At 71.2% G+C, this 17517-nt stretch carries 16 protein-coding genes and 1 tRNA gene; 13 read left to right on the plus strand and 4 right to left on the minus strand.

From position 1 onward, the window contains the following. The first annotated feature begins 115 nt into the window (after positions 1 to 115). Genes ASD10_RS14875 through mfd form a run of 3 tightly spaced genes read left to right on the plus strand, consistent with a single transcriptional unit; the run spans position 116 to position 4899 of the window. Positions 116 to 793, plus strand: coding sequence for a 50S ribosomal protein L25/general stress protein Ctc (locus tag ASD10_RS14875; protein ID WP_056610650.1), 678 nt, complete (start codon positions 116 to 118; stop codon positions 791 to 793). Further along, the gene (pth, locus tag ASD10_RS14880) at positions 790 to 1371 is read left to right on the plus strand and encodes an aminoacyl-tRNA hydrolase (protein ID WP_056610653.1); all 582 of its coding nucleotides are present in this window, start codon (positions 790 to 792) and stop codon (positions 1369 to 1371) included. Before ASD10_RS14875 ends, pth begins: the two co-directional genes overlap by 4 nt. Further along, on the plus strand, positions 1372 to 4899 hold the full coding sequence (gene mfd / locus ASD10_RS14885) for a transcription-repair coupling factor (RefSeq protein ID WP_369797586.1): 3528 nt from the start codon (positions 1372 to 1374) through the stop codon (positions 4897 to 4899). A 72-nt stretch (positions 4900 to 4971) separates the two neighbouring features. Here mfd and ASD10_RS14890 read toward each other — a convergent pair whose 3' ends face one another. After that, positions 4972 to 5712: a hypothetical protein gene (locus ASD10_RS14890; RefSeq protein ID WP_056610654.1), complete on the minus strand. Its 741-nt coding sequence runs from the start codon at positions 5710 to 5712 to the stop codon at positions 4972 to 4974. Then, positions 5712 to 6278 (minus strand): 1-acyl-sn-glycerol-3-phosphate acyltransferase, encoded by a 567-nt coding sequence (locus tag ASD10_RS14895; RefSeq protein ID WP_056610659.1) that lies wholly within the window; start codon positions 6276 to 6278, stop codon positions 5712 to 5714. Before ASD10_RS14895 ends, ASD10_RS14890 begins: the two co-directional genes overlap by 1 nt. A 105-nt stretch (positions 6279 to 6383) precedes the next feature. On the opposite strand from ASD10_RS14895, the gene ASD10_RS14900 reads away from it, so the two are divergent. From ASD10_RS14900 to ASD10_RS14910, 3 genes are read left to right on the plus strand one after another with little or no spacing between them, the layout of a single operon-like run. Then, on the plus strand, positions 6384 to 7886 hold the full coding sequence (locus ASD10_RS14900; protein ID WP_056610662.1) for an APC family permease: 1503 nt from the start codon (positions 6384 to 6386) through the stop codon (positions 7884 to 7886). Positions 7887 to 7888: 2 nt separating this feature from the next. Continuing rightward, complete coding sequence (locus ASD10_RS14905) at positions 7889 to 8536, plus strand: hypothetical protein (RefSeq protein WP_157432669.1); 648 nt, start codon at positions 7889 to 7891, stop codon at positions 8534 to 8536. A gap of 16 nt (positions 8537 to 8552) precedes the next feature. After that, entirely contained in the window at positions 8553 to 9269 is a 717-nt protein-coding gene (locus ASD10_RS14910; protein WP_235502104.1) for a MazG nucleotide pyrophosphohydrolase domain-containing protein, read from the plus strand. A gap of 69 nt (positions 9270 to 9338) precedes the next feature. Here ASD10_RS14910 and ASD10_RS14915 read toward each other — a convergent pair whose 3' ends face one another. Beyond that, positions 9339 to 9968, minus strand: a complete 630-nt coding sequence (locus ASD10_RS14915; protein WP_157432670.1) for a hypothetical protein — start codon at positions 9966 to 9968, stop codon at positions 9339 to 9341. 115 nt (positions 9969 to 10083) lie between these two features. Here ASD10_RS14915 and eno point away from each other — a divergent pair, with 115 nt between their 5' ends. From eno to ASD10_RS14945, 6 genes are all read left to right on the plus strand, one after another. Further along, positions 10084 to 11364 (plus strand): phosphopyruvate hydratase, encoded by a 1281-nt coding sequence (gene eno / locus ASD10_RS14920; protein ID WP_056610674.1) that lies wholly within the window; start codon positions 10084 to 10086, stop codon positions 11362 to 11364. A 3-nt stretch (positions 11365 to 11367) separates the two neighbouring features. Continuing rightward, the gene (locus ASD10_RS14925) at positions 11368 to 11958 is read left to right on the plus strand and encodes a septum formation initiator family protein (RefSeq protein WP_082556326.1); all 591 of its coding nucleotides are present in this window, start codon (positions 11368 to 11370) and stop codon (positions 11956 to 11958) included. Continuing rightward, positions 11955 to 12464 carry a DUF501 domain-containing protein gene (locus tag ASD10_RS14930; protein WP_056610679.1) on the plus strand — a complete coding sequence of 170 codons (510 nt, stop codon included), beginning with the start codon at positions 11955 to 11957 and terminating at the stop codon, positions 12462 to 12464. The genes ASD10_RS14925 and ASD10_RS14930 overlap by 4 nt, the downstream gene beginning before the upstream one ends. Positions 12465 to 12512: 48 nt before the next feature. After that, positions 12513 to 13433, plus strand: a complete 921-nt coding sequence (locus ASD10_RS14935; RefSeq protein WP_056610682.1) for a Ppx/GppA phosphatase family protein — start codon at positions 12513 to 12515, stop codon at positions 13431 to 13433. 120 nt (positions 13434 to 13553) lie between these two features. Further along, a complete protein-coding gene (locus tag ASD10_RS14940; RefSeq protein WP_056610684.1) occupies positions 13554 to 14462 on the plus strand; it encodes an NAD(P)-dependent oxidoreductase in 909 nt (302 codons plus the stop codon). Between the two features lie 22 nt (positions 14463 to 14484). Beyond that, positions 14485 to 14558, plus strand: a tRNA-Leu gene (locus tag ASD10_RS14945). A 30-nt stretch (positions 14559 to 14588) separates the two neighbouring features. Here ASD10_RS14945 and ASD10_RS14950 read toward each other — a convergent pair. Then, complete coding sequence (locus ASD10_RS14950; protein WP_056610686.1) at positions 14589 to 15404, minus strand: LuxR C-terminal-related transcriptional regulator; 816 nt, start codon at positions 15402 to 15404, stop codon at positions 14589 to 14591. A gap of 139 nt (positions 15405 to 15543) precedes the next feature. On the opposite strand from ASD10_RS14950, the gene acs reads away from it, so the two are divergent. After that, positions 15544 to 17502 carry an acetate--CoA ligase gene (gene acs, locus ASD10_RS14955; RefSeq protein WP_056611728.1) on the plus strand — a complete coding sequence of 653 codons (1959 nt, stop codon included), beginning with the start codon at positions 15544 to 15546 and terminating at the stop codon, positions 17500 to 17502. Positions 17503 to 17517: the final 15 nt, after the last annotated feature.

Raw genomic sequence — 17517 nt, forward strand, 5'->3', positions numbered from 1 at the left:
GAGGGTCCACGGACCGTGATCGACAGGGCGCTCCACAGGAGTGCTGTGTCGAGCGCCTCGACCGCCGGCACGTCCGACCTTTCGCACGCACGACGCACCCAACAGGAGTTATCCCGTGGCCGAGACCAAGATCGCCGCCGAAGCACGTACCGAGTTCGGCAAGGGTGCGGCCCGTCGCATCCGCCGCGAGGACAAGGTCCCCGTCGTCCTCTACGGCCACGGCACCGACCCGATCCACCTGACCCTCCCGGGTCACCAGTTCATGCTGGCGCTCAAGGGCTCGGCCAACGCCCTGCTGACGATCGACCTCGGATCCGACACGCACCTGGCGATCCCCAAGCAGGTCCAGCGCGACCCGCTGAAGGGCTTCATCGAGCACGCCGACCTGCTGATCGTCCGCAAGGGCGAGAAGGTCACCGTCGACGTCCGCATCAGCACCGTCGGCGAGGCCGTCAGCGGCAACCTCGTCGTCCTCGAGAACGCGACGATCTCGATCGAGGCCGAGGCGACCCACATCCCCGAGGCGTTCGAGGTCTCGGTCGAGGGACTCGAGGCCGGCGCCCAGATCCTGGCCAAGGACATCGAGCTGCCCAGCGGCTCGACCCTCGCCGTCGACGAGGAGCTCCTCGTCGTCAACGTCACCGCCGCGCCCACCGCCGAGCAGCTCGAGGCCGAGCTGGCCGAGGCCGAGGACGAGCTCGGCATCGAGCACGACCCGACCGACGCCGAAGAGGCCGAGGCCGAGGCTGCTGCCGAGTCGTCCGACGACGAGGCGCCCGCCGAGTCGGAGTGACCTGGCTGGTCGTCGGGCTCGGCAACCCGGGCGCGACGTACGCCGCCACGCGGCACAACATCGGCTACATGGTGGCCGACGCCCTCGCGATGCGCATGGGCGGAACAGCCAAGAACCCCGGCTGGAAGAAGCACAAGTCCGGCCGGGGCGAGGTCGTCGAGGGACGGCTCGCCGGTGAGCGGGTCGTCCTCGTGCGCGCCAAGTCGTACATGAACGAGAGCGGCGGTCCCGTGTCGACCATGGCGAAGTTCTACGGCGTCGAGCCCGATCACGTCATCGCGATCCACGACGAGCTCGACATCGACTTCGGCATGCTGCGCATCAAGCTCGGTGGCGGCGACAACGGGCACAACGGCCTGAAGTCGATCCGCCAGTCGCTCGCCTCGGGTGACTTCTTCCGGGTGCGCGTCGGCATCGGCCGGCCGCCGGGACGTCAGGACGTGCACGACTTCGTGCTCAAGCCCTACAGCTCCGTCGAGCGCAAGGACCTGCCGGTCTACGTCGAGGAGGCGGCCGACGCCGTCGAGAGCCTCGTCACGGTGGGACTGGATCAGACCCAGAGCGCGTTCAACCGGTAGATGATGACACTTTCCCGCCTCGCCACGACCGTCTCCTCCGAGCCCACCGTGGCGGCCGTGCTGGCCGAGCGCGCCGAGGGCGTCGACACCCTCGACGTCCAGGCCCCCGAGCCGCTGCGGCCGTTCCTGACCGCTGCGCTCGCCGAGCAGGCGACGGTCGTCGCCGTCACCGCGACCGCCCGCGAGGGCGAGGAGCTGACGGCGCAGCTCGGCGAGCTGCTGGGCGCCGACGCCGTCGCGTACTACCCGGCGTGGGAGACGCTGCCGCACGAGCGGCTGTCACCGCGGTCCGACACCGTCGGGCGTCGTCTGGCGGTGCTGCGCCGCCTGGTGCACCCGACGCAGGCCGGCGAGCTCGACTCCGACACCGCGAGCGGGGCGCTGCGGGTCGTCGTCGCGCCGATCCGCTCGCTGCTGCAGCCGCAGGTCAAGGGCCTGGCCGACCTCGTGCCGGTCGAGCTGCACCGCGGCGACGAGGTCGCGCTCGAGCAGGTCGTCGCCGATCTCGCCGCAGCCGCCTACTCGCGGGTCGACCTGGTCGAGCGCCGAGGCGAGTTCGCGGTCCGCGGCGGCATCATCGACGTCTTCCCGCCCACCGAGGACCACCCGCTGCGCATCGAGTTCTTCGGCGACGAGGTCGACGAGATCCGCCGCTTCGCGGTCGCCGACCAGCGGACGCTCGAGGAGATCACGCACGTCTGGGCTCCGCCGTGCCGCGAGCTGCTGCTGACCGACGAGGTGCGCGCACGCGCCGCACAGCTGGCCGTCGAGCACCCCAGCCTGGCCGAGATCTTCACCAAGCTGTCCGAGGGTCACGCCGTCGAGGGCATGGAGTCGCTGACGCCCGTGCTGACCGACGAGATGGAGTCGTTCGTCAACCTGCTGCCCGAGCGGTCGGCCGTCCTGCTGATGGACCCCGAGCGCATCCGGGCCCGCGCGGCCGACCTCGTCGCGACGAGCGAGGAGTTCCTGCAGGCGTCGTGGGCCGCGGCGGCCGGTGGCGGCGAGTCGCCGATCGATCTCGGGTCGGCGGCCTTCCACTCCCTCGACGACGTGAAGCTCGAGACGCTGAGGCTCGGGCACACGTGGTTCACGCAGACGCCCTTCGGCCTCGACCTCGACGAGGGCCAGCGCGCCGTCGAGATGGAAGCTGGCGCGGCGTACCGCGGCGACACGTCCGCAGCGCTCGAGGACGTCCGTCGCTGGGTCGCCGCCGGCATGCGCGTCGTCTTCGTCGCCCCGGCGGCGGGTCAGGCGCAGCGCACCCTCGAGTGGCTGGGCGGAAGCGACGTCCCCGCAGCCCTCGACGACGAGGTCACCGCGCCCTCGCCGGGCATCGTCCAGGTCGTCATCGGCGAGCTGTCGACGGGCTTCGTGTCGGCTCCGCTCCAGCTCGCGGTCATGACGTACGACGACCTCGTCGGTCAGCGGGCCGCCGACCGCACCGAGCGCAAGATGCCGGCGCGCCGGCGCAAGCAGGTCGATCCGCTCGAGCTCAAGCCCGGCGACTTCGTGGTGCACGAGCAGCACGGCGTCGGTCGCTACGTCGAGCTCATGCAGCGCGTCGTCCAGGGGGCGGCGCGCGAGTACCTCGTGATGGAGTACGCGCCGTCCAAGCGCGGCCAACCGGCCGACCGGCTGTTCGTCCCGATGGACCAGCTCGACCAGATCAGCCGGTACGTCGGCGGCGAGTCGCCGACCCTCGACCGTCTGGGCGGTGCCGACTGGACGAGCCGCAAGAACAAGGCCCGCAAGGCCGTCCGCCAGATCGCCGGCGAGCTCATCAAGCTGTACGCGGCCCGCCAGGCCACCAAGGGGCACGCCTTCGGCCCCGACACCCCGTGGCAGGCCGAGCTCGAGGACTCGTTCGCCTTCGTCGAGACGCCCGACCAGATGGTCACGATCGACGAGGTCAAGCGCGACATGGAGCGCACCGTGCCGATGGACCGCCTGGTGTGCGGCGACGTCGGCTACGGCAAGACCGAGATCGCCGTGCGTGCGGCGTTCAAGGCGATCCAGGACGGCAAGCAGGTCATCCTGCTCGTCCCGACGACCCTGCTCGTCCAGCAGCACTACGCGACGTTCGCCGAACGCTTCGGACAGTTCCCGGTCACGATGAAGCCACTGTCGCGGTTCCAGACCGAGAAGGAGTCCAAGGAGACCCTCGCGGGCCTGGCGGACGGCTCGATCGACATGGTGATCGGCACGCACCGGCTGCTGCAGCCCGGCGTCAAGATCAAGGACCTCGGCCTCGTCATCGTCGACGAGGAGCAGCGCTTCGGCGTCGAGCACAAGGAGGCCATGAAGATGCTGCGGGCCGCCGTCGACGTCCTGTCGATGTCGGCCACGCCGATCCCGCGCACGCTCGAGATGGCCATCACGGGCATCCGCGAGATGTCGACGATCGCGACGCCCCCCGAGGAGCGCCACCCCGTGCTGTCGTTCGTCGGGGCGTACGAGGACCGTCAGGTCGTCGCCGCGATCCGCCGCGAGCTGCTGCGCGAGGGTCAGGCGTTCTTCATCCACAACCGCGTGCAGTCGATCGACAAGGCCGTCGCCAAGATCAAGGAGCTCGTGCCCGAGGCGCGGGTCGCCGCGGCGCACGGCCAGATGGGCGAGCACCAGCTCGAGGAGGTCATGGTCGACTTCTGGGAGAAGCGCTACGACGTCCTGGTGTGCACGACGATCGTCGAGTCGGGCCTCGACGTGTCGAACGCCAACACCATGATCATCGAGCGCGCCGACACCCTCGGCCTGTCGCAGCTGCACCAGCTGCGGGGTCGCGTGGGGCGCTCGCGCGAGCGCGCGTACGCGTACTTCCTGTACCCGCCCGAGAAGCCGTTGACCGAGACGGCGCACGACCGGCTGGCCACGATCGCGCAGCACTCCGAGCTCGGCGGCGGCATGGCGGTCGCGATGAAGGACCTCGAGATCCGCGGCGCCGGCAACCTGCTGGGCGGCGAGCAGTCCGGCCACATCGCCGACGTCGGCTTCGACCTGTACGTGCGGCTCGTGGGCGAGGCCGTCGCGGAGTTCCGCGGCGACGCCGAGCCCGAGCGCGAGGTCAAGATCGAGCTGCCGATCGAGGCGCACCTGCCGCACGACTACGTCGGCAGCGAGCGGCTGCGGCTCGAGATGTACAAGCGGCTCGCCGACGTCCGTGCCCTGGCCGACGTCGACGAGATCCGCGGCGAGCTGGTCGACCGCTACGGCGAGCCGCCCGAGGCCGTCGACGTCCTGCTCGACGTGGCACGCCTGCGCGTGCGGGTGCGCGAGGCAGGGCTCACCGAGGTGACGGCCGCGGGCCCGAACGTCCGCTTCGCCCCGCTGACGCTGCCCGACTCGGCGCAGATGCGGCTGCAGCGCGTCTACCCGCGCAGCACCTACAAGGTGGCCGCCGAGGTCGCGCTCATCCCGCGTCCGAAGACCGCGCCGATCGGCGGCACCCCGCTGGTGGGCCGCGAGCTGCTGGAGTGGACCCGCACCGTCATCGACACCCTGGTGCCGGCGCCGGCGCCGGCGGGCTGAGCCGCTACTCGCCGGGAGGAGGTGGATCCGCAACCGTGCCAGCGCTGAGACGGTTGCAGATCCGCCTCCTCCTCAGGGCCGGGCGGCCGAGCGTGCAGCGGTCCTCCACGCGTCCTCGTCGGCGAAGGTGACCCGGGCAATGCGTACGGCGCCGGGGTGGAAGTCGAGGCGCGGCCGGTAGGCGAGCTCGCACCGGGCGCTCAGGTACTCGCTCGTGGCGTCGAGCGACTGGGACGACAAGAACAGGGCGGCCCGGCTCGAGAGGCCGATGACGTGCTGCCGGTTGACCACCACGAAGAAGCCCTGCTCGACGGGTTGGTGCCGAGACATCTGGTAGACGTTCGACCGACGCCACCCGACGTCGACGTGCCGGAGCCCGTCGTCCTCCCCGGTCGTGATCAGCGGTGAGATCTCGTTGTCCAGGAGCACGTCGACGCCGCACCCGCTCCGCGTGTCGAGCTTGATCTCGAGGATGCTCGTGCGCGTCCACTCGTCGATGTCGCCAGGTGCGATGTCGACGACGGGCGCACCGGTCGACGCGAGAAGGATGTCGAGACAGTGTCGGTCGACCTGTCCGGCCAGCTGTATCAGCAGATCGTCCTGCGTCCGGTCGACGTCGTCGAGATTGGAGCGGTCGAACGGGGTGGGCAAGGTCGTGATCGACGTGTCGTGTCGTGCCAGGTGGCCGACAGGCACCTCGTGGTCGATCCAGAGGAAGGACACGCGTGCGAAGGCGCTGTGGTTCTCGAACGCGCTGGCCCGCGACTCGTCGTCGAGGCGGACCGTCTCGTTGCGGCCGACGTCGGTCGCCATCAGGCCTCTTCGCGGAGCCTGGGGGGAGTCGCGTTCTTCGGCTTGATGCCGTGCTTGTCGGCGTAGAAGGCCCGGACGACGTCCATGTCGGCCGTCACGTCGTCGGTCGCGTGGAACGTCGGACCGAAGCCCATCGTCCGGGTCGGGGGCTCGAAGAACGCCAGCGTGATCGGCAGCCCGGTCTCGCGGGAGAGGCGCAGGAAGCCCGACTTCCAGTACTCGCCCCTCGACCGGGTGCCCTCGGCCGCGAGGATCAGCCGGAACGGCTCGCCGTCGCCGCGCCTCGCCTCGTCCGCGAGGTCGCGGACGACGCCGGCCGCGTTGTCCCGGTCGAGCGGGATGCCGCCGAGCGCCTTCAGCACCCAGCCCAGCGGGCCCTTGAACAGCTGCTTCTTGACCAGCACCCGCGGGTGGGCGCCGCCGTGCCACATGACGAGCAGCATCGTGATGAAGTCCCAGTTGGACGTGTGGGGCGCGCCCACGAGGATGCCGCTCGGCGGGACGTCACCGACCATCCGGTAGCGCATCAGCCGGACGACGGTGCGGGCCAGCCGCTGACGGATCATGCGACAACTTTAGGGGAGGGCCAGGCGCACCCCGGCGGTGCCGGACGCGCCGCGCCGGAGCCGCGGATCGGTTGCGGATGGCAACGACGGTACTAGCGTCGTCCCATGACCAAAGCGGGGACGTGGAAGCAGCTCGTGCGCACCAAGGACGTCGACGACGTCATCCACCAGAACGACGCCGATCCGACGGAGGAGGGCCACCACGCCCGCCTGAGTCGCCGACTGACGGTCTGGGACCTCATGGGGTTCGGCATCGGCATCGTGATCGGCACGGGCATCTTCACCCTCACCGGCACGGCCGCGAAGGACAACGCCGGCCCCGCCGTCATGATCTCGTTCCTGATCGCCGGCGTCGTCGCGATGCTCGCGGCGCTCTGCTACGCCGAGCTCGCCGCCGCGGTGCCGACCGCCGGCAGCTCGTACACGTACGCGTACACGACGATCGGCGAGATCTTCGCGTGGATCATCGCGTGGGACCTGATCCTCGAGTTCGCCCTGGGCGCGGCCGTCGTCGCGCGCGGCTGGTCGGGCTACCTGCAGGGCGTGTTCGACCTGCCGAAGGCCTTCTTCGGCGAGGAGGACAGCGTCGTCAACCTGGGCGCCGTGTTCATCGTGATCGTCCTCGGCGTGGTCGCCGCGATGGGCATCCGCGAGTCGAAGCTCGTCACGAACTCGCTGGTCGTCATCAAGGTCTCGATCTGCCTGTTCATCATCGGCGTCGGGCTGTTCTACATCGACATGGGCAACCAGAAGCCCTACATCCCGCCGAGCGAGAAGGCCGAGTCGGCCAGCGGCCTCAAGCAGCCCCTGTGGCAGTGGATCACCGGTGTCGACCAGACGGCGTACGGGGTCACGGGCGTCCTCGTCGCGGCGGCGGTCGTCTTCTTCGCCTACTCGGGCTTCGAGGCCGTCGCCAACCTGGGGGAGGAGACCAAGGACCCCGCCAAGGACATGCCGCGAGGCCTCATCGGCACCCTCGTCATCTGCACCGTCCTGTACGTCGCGGTGTGCTTCGTGCTGACCGGCATGGTCAAGTACACGCAGCTCAGCACGGGAGAGCCGCTCGCCGACGCCTTCGACCAGAAGGGGCTCGGGTGGGCCGGCATCATCATCGGGACGGCCGCGGTCGCCGGACTGACCTCGGTGATCCTGGTCGACATCGTCGCGATGGGACGCATCGGCTTCGCGCTGTGCCGCGACGGCCTGCTGCCCCCGGCCGTCGGCCGGATCCACCCGAAGTACCAGACCCCCGTCGTCATCACGGTCGGCACGACGATCGCGGTCGCGGTGCTGGGCGCCTTCGTGCCGCTGGCCGTCCTGGCGGAGATGGTCTCGATCGGGACGCTGTTCGCCTTCCTCGTCGTGTCCCTCGCGGTGATCGTGCTGCGCCGCACCAAGCCGCGCATGAAGCGTCCGTTCCGCACGCCGTCGGTGCCGCTCCTCCCGATCGTGTCGGCGGTGCTGTGCGTCGCCCTCATGACGAACCTCGCGGTCGAGACGTGGCTGCGGTTCCTCGTCTGGCTCGCGCTCGGGCTCGTCGTGTACCTCGCCTACGGACGCAAGCACTCCCGGCTGGCGTCCGGCCGGGCGGAGCCGTCTAACCTGTGACCATGCTCACTCGAACGCGCGGGGTCGTCCTCGGGCTCGCGGGCCTGTCGCTCGCGGCCTGCGGCGCCGTCCACCCCGGATCGGCCGCCGTCGTCGACGGCACGACGATCTCGATGCGCACCCTCGACCGCACCGCCACCGCCTACTGCACCCTGACCGCCAGCACGGCTCGCCAGCAGGGCATCACGACGGTCAGCAACGCCGACGTGCGCCGTCAGGCGATCGTCGGCCTGGTGTCGCTGCGGGTCGCCCGCGACCTCGCCGCGAAGGAGGACGTGACGGTGTCCGCGAGTGACTACGAGCTGACCGCGTCGCAGCGCGAGCAGCTCGCGTCGGCGTTCCCCGGCTCGGACGGCGACGACCTGGCCGAGGCGATCGAGGACAGCCAGGAGGTGTCGGCGATCGCCGTCGCCCTGGCCGAGAAGCGGTCCAACCAGCAGGCCACGACCGAGAACGAGGCCCAGTTCGCCGAGCTCGGGCAGAACGAGATCCTCAAGGCGTTCGCCGACAGCGACGTGTCGTTCGCCCCGCGCTTCGGGCTCGCCCCGGACGGCACGCAGCGCTCGGCGACGGGATCGATCTCGGTGACCCCCGTCGACCTCGAGGCCCCGGTCGACGAGGAGCTCCCGTCGGCGCTGCGGTGCTCGTGACGGTCGTCGCGTGACGATGCAGGTGCTGGTGCTCAGCCCCAGGGTCGCGCCCGGCATCCTGACGCTGGCCGCGTGGGACGCGTTGCGTGGAGCGCAGCGGGTGCGGGCGGCTCTCGACGACCCGCACGTGCAGGCGATCGTCCGATCGGGGGTCGCGGTCGAGACGGCCGCGGGGCCGCCGACGTTCGAGGCCGGCACGGTGTGGATCGCCCCGACGGGCGACGCGGCCTGGGCGCGGTCGATGGCCGACGACCTCATGGGGCCGGGCGACGACGCGCAGCGCGTCGAGGTGCTGTTCGGCTCGTACGACCTGCCCGGGTCGGGCCTGCTCGACGTCGTCGACGTCATGGACCGCCTGCGCCGCGAGTGCCCGTGGACCGCGCAGCAGACGCACGAGTCGCTCGCGCCCTACGTCCTGGAGGAGGCCCACGAGGTGCACGAGACGCTCGAGAGCGGCGACTCCGACCACCTGCGCGAGGAGCTCGGCGGCCTGCTGATGCAGGTCGTCTTCCACGCGCGCATCGCCGCCGAGGGATCGGTCGACGACGGCGCGGGGTGGGACGTCGACGACGTCGCGGCAGGCATCGCGGCCAAGCTGGTGCGCCGCAACCCACACGTGTTCGCGCCCGAGACGCTCGACCGCGTGCCGACCACCCCGGCCGAGATCGACGCCCAGTGGCAGAGCATCAAGCGGTGGGAGCGCGCCCAGGCCCCGAGCGCCCACGGCCACTGAGGTCCGGCGCGTCGCCCTGCTCGCGCGACCGGGCGCCTGACAGGCGGACCCGCGCACCCCTCGGGGCGATCAGTCGCAGGTGCGGTTGCCCTTGGTGGGAACGGTGTCGTGGACGATCTTGACCGAGCCCCGGACGTCGCGAGGGACGTGCAGCGTCGACACGCGGGCAGTCGGAAGGTCCTGCGACTGCGACGCGCCGCCCGGGCAGCTCGCACCGTCGGCGCGGTACGCGATCCGGTAGGTCAGCAGCGTCCACGTCCCGGCGTCGATCGTCTCGTCGGCATCGAAGATGGCGTCACCGGATTCATCGACCTCGTGGGGACGTTGGTCGAACTCGTCGCGCGGCGTCTCGAGGAGGAACCGGCCGGACTCGCCCGGCATCATCGCGTCGAAGGTGACGGACGAGAGATGGACGGGCCGTGAGCCGTGGTTCGAGACGGTCACCGTGATCCAGCAGTCGGAGGCCGGTGTGAGCTCCGGCTGGAAGGTCGGTGCCGGGGCGTCGCCGAACTCGTCCGGCACCACGGTCGCCGGGACGTCCTTGCCGTCGCACTGCATCGAGGCGGGGGTCACCGAGATCTCGGCGAGCGTGCTGCGTGCCAGCAGCTGCCACGCTGCCACGGCGACCAGGACGAGGACGACCGCCGCCACCGTCGCCGTCCTGAGACGCGGCCGTCGAGTGGTGGCGGGATCGAGCACGGCGCCATCGTGCCACGTGCGGGAGCCGACGGGGCAGCGGCGAGGCGGTGCGGTCGGGGTGGATCGCGGCACTAGGCTGTCCCCGCAGGTTCTTTCACTCACGAGGAGCACTCTCTTGGCACGCATCGACGCCGTCGGCGCACGGGAAATTCTGGATTCACGAGGCAACCCCACGGTCGAGGTCGAGGTCGCCCTCGACGACGGCACGATCGGACGCGCGGCCGTCCCGTCCGGCGCCTCCACGGGCGCCTTCGAGGCCGTCGAGCTGCGTGACGGCGACAAGAAGCGCTACCTCGGCAAGGGCGTGCTGAAGGCCGTCGGCGGCGTCAACACGACGATCGGCCCGGCCCTCGTGGGCTTCGAGGCCGACGACCAGCGCGCGATCGACCTCGCGATGCTCGACCTCGACGGCACCGACAACAAGGCCAAGCTCGGCGCGAACGCGATCCTCGGCGTCTCGCTGGCCGCGGCCCGTGCCGCGGCCGACTCGGCCAAGCTGCCGCTGTTCCGCTACGTCGGCGGACCCAACGCGCACGTGCTGCCGGTGCCGATGATGAACATCCTCAACGGCGGCTCGCACGCCGACTCCAACGTCGACATCCAGGAGTTCATGATCGCTCCGATCGGCGCGAGCTCGTTCTCCGAGGCGCTGCGTCAGGGCGCCGAGGTCTACCACGCGCTCAAGTCCGTCCTCAACGAGCGCGGGCTGTCGACGGGTCTGGGCGACGAGGGCGGCTTCGCGCCGAACCTCGACTCCAACCGCGCGGCTCTCGAGCTCATCGCCGTCGCCGTCGAGAAGGCCGGCCTGAAGGTCGGCACCGACATCGCCATGGCGCTCGACGTCGCGGCCTCGGAGTTCTTCGCCGACGGCACGTACGCGTTCGAGGGCGAGCAGAAGTCGGCCGAGGAGATGTCGGCCTACTACGCGCAGCTCGCCGCCGACTTCCCGATCGTCTCGATCGAGGACCCCCTCGACGAGGACGACTGGTCGGGCTGGACGACGCTGACCGAGACGATCGGCGACGACGTGCAGATCGTCGGCGACGACCTCTTCGTGACCAACGTCGAGCGTCTGACGCGCGGCATCTCCGAGGGCGCCGCCAACGCGCTGCTCGTCAAGGTCAACCAGATCGGCTCGCTCACCGAGACGCTCGACTCGGTCGACCTCGCCCACCGCCACGGCTTCAGCTGCATGATGAGCCACCGCTCGGGCGAGACCGAGGACACCACGATCGCCGACCTCGCGGTCGCGACCAACTGTGGCCAGATCAAGACCGGCGCCCCCGCCCGGTCCGACCGCGTCGCCAAGTACAACCAGCTGCTGCGCATCGAGGAGCTGCTGGGCTCGTCCGCCAGCTACGCCGGCGCCTCCGCGTTCCCGCGGCTGGCCCTCTGACGCATGGCATCGCGTTCACCCCGCGGTCGCGGTCGGCCTCCTGCCCGGAAGCCGACCGCGACACGGGGTGGACGCCGCACGCCCCGGGCCGCGGCATCCGCGACGTCCCGACCCGGGTCCACCCCGGCCAAGCCCGTCACGCAGGGTCGCATCGGCTCGGCGCCCCAGCTGACGACCAGGGCCGTCGTGCTGCTGGCCGTCGTGCTGCTGCTCATCGCGTCGTACACGTCGACGCTGCACGCGTGGTGGCAGCAGCGCTCCGACATCCAGGCGACCAAGGCCGAGATCGCGACGCGCCAGCAGGCGATCGTCGAGCTGGAGGACCAGATCGACCGCTGGGACGACCCGGCCTACGTCAAGCAGCAGGCCAAGGAGCGGTTCGGCTGGGTCTCGCCCGGTGAGGTCGGCTACCGCGTGATCGGCAGCGACGGCAAGGTGCAGGGCGCCGACGTCCCGACGCTCGACGCGCCGCCCGCCAGGACCGACCCCGACTGGTACGACAAGCTCTGGGGCAGCGTGAAGGAGGCCGGCAAGGAGCCGTCCGCCACCCCGACCACCGACCCCGAACCAGACAAGGTGCTGAAGGACCAGTGACAGTCGCCCAGGCCGACCTCGACGCCGTCGCCGACCAGCTCGGACGCTCCCCGCGGGGCATCCTCGAGATCATGTCGCGGTGCCCGTCGGGGCACCCGAACGTCGTGAAGACCGAGCCGCGGCTCGACGACGGCACCCCGTTCCCGACGATGTTCTACCTGACGTGCCCGCGGCTGGCCGGCGAGATCGGCACGCTCGAGGCGTCCGGGCTGATGCGCGAGATGAGCGCCCGCCTGCTCGAGGACGACGAGCTCGCCCGGGCGTACGAGAAGGCGCACGTCGAGTACCTCGCCGAGCGCGAGGCCCTCGGTCACGTCCCCGAGATCGACGGCATCACCGCCGGCGGCATGCCGACCAGGGTCAAGTGCCTGCACGTGCTGGCGGGCCACTCGCTGGCCAAGGGCCCCGGCGTCAACCCGCTGGGCGACGAGACGCTCGAGCTGCTGGGCGACTGGTGGGTCGGCACGCCGTGCGACCCCGACTGGGTCGCCCCCGTCGACGACTGAGCCGGGTGCTCGCGCTGCGGCCGTGGGTCGCGTCGCTATGCTCGTCAGATGCCTGAGCAGCGTGCCCGCGTCGCCGCGATCGACTGCGGCACCAACTCGATCCGCCTTCTGATCAGCGACATCGGCGACGGCCGCAAGACCGATCTGCTGCGCGAGATGCGGGTCGTCCGCCTCGGGCAGGACGTCGACCGCACGGGCCACCTCGCCGAGGACGCCGTGCAGCGCACGCTCCAGGCGAGCCGTGAGTACGCCGAGCTGATCGCGATGTTCGGGGTCACCGACATCCGGTTCTGCGCGACGTCCGCGGTCCGCGACGCCGACAACGCCGAGGCCTTCGGCGACGCCGTGGAGGGCGTGCTGGGCGTGCGTCCCGAGGTGCTGGCCGGCGACGACGAGGCGCGCGCGTCGTTCCTCGGCGCGACCCGCGACCTCGACGACGTCCGCACGCTCGTGGTCGACATCGGCGGCGGCTCGACCGAGATCGTCGTCGGCACGGGCGACCGGATCGAGTGGTCGGTGTCGCTCGACATCGGCTCGGTGCGGCTGACCGAGCGCTTCCTGCCCAGCGACCCGGCGTCCGTCTCCGAGGTCGCGGCGTGCATGGAGCACGTCGACGCCGTCCTGGCACCGGTCGTGGCCCAGCTCGATCCCGTCGGCTCGTTCGTCGGCGTGGCCGGCACCGTCACGACCGTCGCCGCGCACTCGCTCGCGCTGCCGTCGTACGACTCCGACGTGATCCACCGGGCGCGGCTCGACCTCGGGGACGTCAGCGCGGCGTGCCTGTCGCTGGTGCAGATGTCGGTGGCCGACCGGCGCATGCTGCCGTTCATGCACCCGGGTCGCGCCGACGTGATCGGCGCCGGGTCGCTGATCCTCGACCGCCTGGTCGCGCAGCTGCCCCTCGACACCGACACCCTGGTCGTCAGCGAGCACGACATCCTCGACGGCATCGCCTGGGACATGGCCTGACCCTCCCGCCCCGCCCGCCGGCCTGCCGGCGAGTGGTGCGGAGTGGACATTCCGGGACGGCGTGTCCGACCACACCGCACCGCTCGAGGACGGGTTTGCACCACTCGGCATGATCGGACCATGGCCTCCCGCACCCTGCACGTGACCGTCCCCGACGACAGCTGGCTCAGCGCGCTCGATGACCTCGACGACGTCGAGCTGTCGGTGTGGGACATGGGCGGCGACCAGCCCGGAGAGCACGTCGACCTCGCCGTCCGGCCCTACACCGTCGCCGCCGGCGGGCTCGACGCCCTCGACCCCGACCGGCTCGACGTCGTCCAGTCGCAGGCCCTCGGCTACGACGGCGTCGCCGACGTGCTGCCCGACGGCATCACGTACTGCAACGCGGTCGGCGTGCACGAGGAGTCGACCGCCGAGCTCGCCGTCGCGCTGCTGCTGGCCTCGCAGCGCGAGATCGACCGCTACGCCCGTGAGGTCGGCCAGTGGAACCGCGGCTTCACCGCGAGCCTGATCGACCGTCGCGTCATGCTGCTGGGCACGGGCGGCATCGGTCGCGAGATCGAGAAGCGCCTCGACGGCTTCGGCGCCGAGCTGGTGCGGGTCGCGTCGCGTGCGCGGACCGACGACCGGGGCGAGATCCACGGGCAGGACGAGCTGCCCACGCTGCTGCCGACCGTCGACGCCGTGCTGCTGGCGGTGCCGCTGTCCGACAGCACCGAGGGCCTGGTCGACGACGACTTCCTCGCGGCCCTGCCCGACGGTGCGATCGTCGTCAACGTCTCGCGTGGCAAGGTCGTCGACACCGACGCCGTCGTGCGCCAGGCCGGTCGCGTCCGCCTCGCCGCCGACGTCACCGACCCCGAGCCCCTGCCGTCCGAGCACCCGCTGTGGACGACGCCGGGCGTGCTCGTCTCGCCGCACGTCGGCGGCATGTCGACCGCGATGCGTCCGCGCATCGAGGCCGTCGTGCGCCGGCAGATCGCGCTGCTGCAGGACGGGCAGCCGCCCGCCGACGTCGTCGTCGGCTGACCGCGGCCTAGGCTGGGGCGACGCTCCCGTAGCCCAACTGGCAGAGGCAGATGGCTTAAACCCGTCACAGCGTGGGTTCGAACCCCACCGGGAGCACCGGACGCACCGGGAGACCGGACCCGCGCGTCAGGGCAGCAGGCCGTGGCGGCGGGCGGCCGCGACGGCCTCGTGCCGCGACGACGCGCCGAGCCGCGCCATGGCGCTGCGCAGGTAGCTCTTGACGGTCTCGGGCGCGAGACCGAGCCGGGCCGCGATCTCGGCGTTGCGGCAGCCGACCGCGACGAGCGCCACGACGTCGAGCTGGCGCGTCGTCAGGGACGTGGGGGAGTCGGGCGTCGCGGCCAGCAGCGACTCGAGCCGCTCGCGGGTGTGCGGGTCGGCGGTCTCGCGCGCGATGACGCGCATCTCGGCGAACGCGTCGCGCAGCCGCTGCAGCTCGGCGGTCTCGGGACCGGCCGACGCCACCGACGCCGCCAGGCCCACGCGACGGTCGACCTCGTCCCGGATCTCCATCTCGTCCGAGACCTTGCGGGCCTCGACGACCAGCGAGTCGAGCGCGCCGGTCGACAGGGGGCTGTCGCGGGTGCCGGCGTAGAGCAGCCCGCGCACGTCGTCGCGCACGACGATCGGGACGACGGCCAGGAACGTGACCCGCTCACCCAGGATCTGCCGGTCGTACTCGTGCGTGATGTCGAGCGACGTTCCGTAGTCGCGGACGTACGCGGGCCGCCGGGTCAGGAACGTCTTGCCGCCCAGGCCGAGGGACGGCTTGATGGTGATGGTCGCGAGATCGCTCGTGACCTCGCCCATCGTCAGGGTGACCGGGACGCCCCGGTCGTCGCGCAGGCCCCCGAAGACGAGCGGGATGCCGCACTCGCGGCGCAGGCGCCCGGCGGACGCACGCAGCAGCTCGAGGTCGTCCGCTCGCGCGTCGATCGTCACCGTGCACCCCCTTTCGGGGCTAGACCCTCCACCGTCGTCGTCACACGATGTGTGACAGACCACACCAGTTTGTCACGGCCCCGCCACCCGGCACCTGCCGAAGCGGCCCGTGCCCGACGTGCCGATCCAGGAGCAGCCCGTGACCGAGCAGAACATCAGCAACCTCTCCCACGAGGACCGGACGTTCGACCCGCCCGCCGATCTCGCCGCCGCGGCCAACGTGAAGGCCGACGCCTACGAGACCGCGGCCGCCGATCGTCCGGCGTTCTGGGGCGAGCAGGCGCAGCGGCTCGACTGGGGCACGCCGTTCACCGAGGTGCTCGACTGGTCGAACGCGCCGTTCGCGAAGTGGTTCGTCGGCGGGACGCTCAACGCCGCGTACAACTGCGTCGACCGGCACGTCGAGGCCGGCAACGGCGACCGCGTCGCGCTGCACTTCGTGGGCGAGCCCGCGGACGACACCCGCGACATCACGTACGCCGAGCTCAAGGACCTCGTCTCGCAGGCCGCCAACGCCCTGATCGACCTCGGGGTGCGGACCGGCGACCGCGTCGCGATCTACCTGCCGATGATCCCCGAGGCCGTCATCGCGATGCTGGCCTGCGCGCGTCTCGGCGCCCCGCACACCGTGGTGTTCGGCGGCTTCAGCTCCGACGCGCTGTCGAGCCGCATCCTCGACTGCGACGCGAAGGTCGTCATCACCGCCGACGGCGGCTACCGTCGCGGCGCCCCGTCGGCGCTCAAGCCGGCCGTGGACGAGGCCCTGCAGAAGTGCCCCGACGTCACGGGCGTGCTCGTGGTGCGCCGCACGGGCCAGGACGTCGACTGGACCGAGGGCCGCGACGTCTGGTGGCACGACACCGTCGACCGGGCGTCGACCGACCACACGCCCGAGATGTTCGACTCCGAGCACCCGCTCTACGTCATGTACACGTCCGGCACGACGGGCTCGCCCAAGGGCATCCTGCACACCACCGCCGGCTACCTCGTGCAGTCGGCGTGGACGTTCTGGGCGGTGTTCGACCACAAGCCCGACGACGTCTACTGGTGCACCGCCGACGTCGGCTGGGTCACGGGCCACTCGTACATCGTGTACGGGCCGCTGGCCAACGGCGCGACGCAGGTGCTCTACGAGGGCACGCCCGACACCCCCGGCAAGGACCGCTGGTGGCAGATCATCGAGGACTACAAGGTCTCGCTGTTCTACACCGCGCCGACGGCGATCCGCACGTGCATGAAGTGGGGCGAGGAGCTGCCGGCGAGGCACGACCTCAGCAGCCTGCGCATCCTCGGCTCGGTGGGCGAGTCGATCAACCCCGAGGCGTACGTCTGGTACCGCGAGAACATCGGCGGCGGGACGACCCCGATCGTCGACACGTGGTGGCAGACCGAGACGGGCGCGCACATGATCAGCCCGCTGCCCGGCGTCACGTCCGGCAAGCCCGGCTCGGCCATGACCGCGATCCCGGGCATCGCCGCCGAGGTCGTGGACGACGCGGGCAACCCCGTCGACAACGGCGAGGGCGGCTACCTCGTCATCACCGAGCCGTGGCCGTCGATGCTGCGGACGATCTGGGGCGACGACCAGCGCTACCAGGACACGTACTGGTCGCGTTGGCCCAACGTCTACTTCGCGGGCGACGGCGCGCGCAAGGACGAGGACGGCGCGATCTGGCTGCTGGGTCGGGTCGACGACGTCATGAACGTCTCGGGCCACCGCCTGTCGACGACCGAGATCGAGTCGGCGCTCGTCTCGCACCCCAAGGTCGCCGAGGCGGCCGTGGTCGGCGCGACGGACGACACGACGGGCCAGGCCGTCGTGGCCTTCGTGATCCTCAGGGAGTCTGCCGGCGACGGTGGCACCGAGGTCATCCAGGAGCTGCGCAACCACGTCGGCAAGGAGATCGGACCGATCGCCAAGCCCCGCACGATCATGGTCGTCCCCGAGCTGCCCAAGACCCGCTCGGGCAAGATCATGCGGCGCCTGCTGCGCGACGTCGCCGAGAACCGCGAGGTCGGCAACACCACGACGCTCGCCGACTCGGGGGTCATGGACCTCATCACGAGCGGCATGCAGACAGCCAAGGACGACGACTGACGTCCTCCGCCGCGC

Source organism: Aeromicrobium sp. Root472D3 (assembly GCF_001426485.1).
Lineage (GTDB): Bacteria > Actinomycetota > Actinomycetes > Propionibacteriales > Nocardioidaceae > Aeromicrobium.